At 57.2% G+C, this 2,575-nt stretch carries 1 rRNA gene; it reads left to right on the forward strand.

What is annotated here, in order from left to right:
- Positions 1-2,575: ribosomal RNA gene (locus J2850_RS31480) — 23S ribosomal RNA — on the forward strand; the annotation flags it as partial.

Genomic DNA, 2,575 nt, shown 5'->3' on the forward strand with positions numbered 1-2,575 from the left:
GGGAAGCGAACCCGGCGAACTGAAACATCTAAGTAGCCGGAGGAAAGGACATCAACCGAGACTCCGCTAGTAGTGGCGAGCGAACGCGGACCAGGCCAGTCATTCAGTCTACATAACCGGAACCGTCTGGAAAGTCGGGCCACAGTGGGTGATAGCCCCGTATGGATAAACCGGACTGAATGCACGAGTAGGGCGGGGCACGTGAAACCCTGTCCGAACATGGGGGGACCACCCTCCAAGCCTAAGTACTCCTCAGTGACCGATAGTGCACCAGTACCGTGAGGGAAAGGTGAAAAGCACCCCGACAAGGGGAGTGAAACAGTTCCTGAAACCGGATGCCTACAAGCAGTCGGAGCCTCTTCATGGGGTGACGGCGTACCTTTTGTATAATGGGTCAGCGACTTAGAGTATGCAGCGAGCTTAAGCCGGTAGGTGGAGGCGCAGCGAAAGCGAGTCTGAATAGGGCGACCGAGTTGCATGCTTTAGACCCGAAACCTGATGATCTAGCCATGGGCAGGTTGAAGGTGCGGTAACACGCACTGGAGGACCGAACTCACGCCTGTTGAAAAAGTCGGAGATGACCTGTGGCTAGGGGTGAAAGGCCAATCAAATCAGGAAATAGCTGGTTCTCCGCGAAAGCTATTTAGGTAGCGCGTCGCGTATTGCCGCGGGGGGTAGAGCACTGGATGGGCTAGGGGGGCGCGAGCCTTACCAAACCTAACCAAACTCCGAATACCCGCGAGCACAGCGCGGCAGACAGACGGTGGGTGCTAAGGTCCATCGTCGAGAGGGAAACAGCCCAGACCGCCAGCTAAGGTCCCCAAATCACGGCTAAGTGGGAAAGGATGTGGGAAGGCCATGACAACCAGGAGGTTGGCTTAGAAGCAGCCATCCTTTAAAGAAAGCGTAATAGCTCACTGGTCTAGTTAAGCCGGCCTGCGCCGAAAATGTATCGGGGCTCAAGCCGTGTACCGAAGCTGCGGATGTGATCTTTGATCACGTGGTAGCGGAGCGTTCCGTAAGCCTGCGAAGGGTGTCCGTGAGGCCGCCTGGAGGTATCGGAAGTGAGAATGCTGACATGAGTAGCGACAAAGAGTGTGAGAAACACTCTCGCCGAAAGTCCAAGGGTTCCTGCGCAAGGTTAATCCACGCAGGGTGAGCCGGCCCCTAAGGCGAGGCCGAAAGGCGTAGTCGATGGGAACCACGTTAATAGTCGTGGGCCTGGCGGAGGTGACGGATGGGAAAGCGTGTACGATCTTATCGGATTGATCGTGCTGTGGACCCGTTCCAGGAAACAGCCCCGCCATATAGACCGTACCCGAAACCGACACAGGTGGACTGGTAGAGTATACCCAGGCGCTTGAGAGAATGGTGTTGAAGGAACTCGGCAAATTGCCCTCGTAACTTCGGAAGAAGAGGGCCCCGTCGCGGCGCAAGCCATGGCGGGGGGCACAGACCAGGGGGTAGCGACTGTTTACTAAAAACACAGGGCTCTGCGAAGCCATACAAGGCGACGTATAGGGTCTGACGCCTGCCCGGTGCCGGAAGGTTAAGAGGAGGGGTGCAAGCTCCGAATTGAAGCCCCGGTAAACGGCGGCCGTAACTATAACGGTCCTAAGGTAGCGAAATTCCTTGTCGGGTAAGTTCCGACCTGCACGAATGGCGTAACGACTTCCCCGCTGTCTCCAACACCAACTCAGCGAAATTGAACTCTCCGTGAAGATGCGGAGTTCCCGCGGTCAGACGGAAAGACCCCGTGCACCTTTACTACAGCTTTGCAGTGGTGCTAGGGACTTCATGTGTAGGATAGGTGGGAGGCTTGGAAGCCTGGGCGCCAGCCCGGGTGGAGCCAACCTTGAAATACCACCCTTGAAGTCTCTGGCATCTAACCGTGGCCCGTTATCCGGGTCCGGGACCCTGCATGGCGGGTAGTTTGACTGGGGCGGTCGCCTCCCAAAGTGTAACGGAGGCGCGCGATGGTGGGCTCAGAGCGGTCGGAAATCGCTCGTCGAGTGCAATGGCATAAGCCCGCCTGACTGCAAGACTGACAAGTCGAGCAGAGACGAAAGTCGGCCATAGTGATCCGGTGGCTCCACGTGGACGGGCCATCGCTCAACGGATAAAAGGTACGCCGGGGATAACAGGCTGATGACTCCCAAGAGTCCATATCGACGGAGTCGTTTGGCACCTCGATGTCGGCTCATCACATCCTGGGGCTGGAGCAGGTCCCAAGGGTTCGGCTGTTCGCCGATTAAAGTGGTACGTGAGCTGGGTTTAGAACGTCGTGAGACAGTTCGGTCCCTATCTGCCGTGGGTGTCGGAGTTTTGCGAGGATCTGTCCCTAGTACGAGAGGACCGGGATGGACGCACCTCTGGTGTACCGGTTGTCACGCCAGTGGCACAGCCGGGTAGCTAAGTGCGGACGGGATAACCGCTGAAAGCATCTAAGCGGGAAACCCACCTCTAAACCAGAGCTCCCTTGAGAGCCGTGACAGACCATCACGTCGATAGGAGGCATGTGGACCGGCGGCAACGCCTGAAGCTAAGCCTTACTAATCGCTCGATCGGCTTGATC

The sequence above is a fragment of the Azospirillum picis genome (assembly GCF_017876115.1).
GTDB lineage: Bacteria > Pseudomonadota > Alphaproteobacteria > Azospirillales > Azospirillaceae > Azospirillum > Azospirillum picis.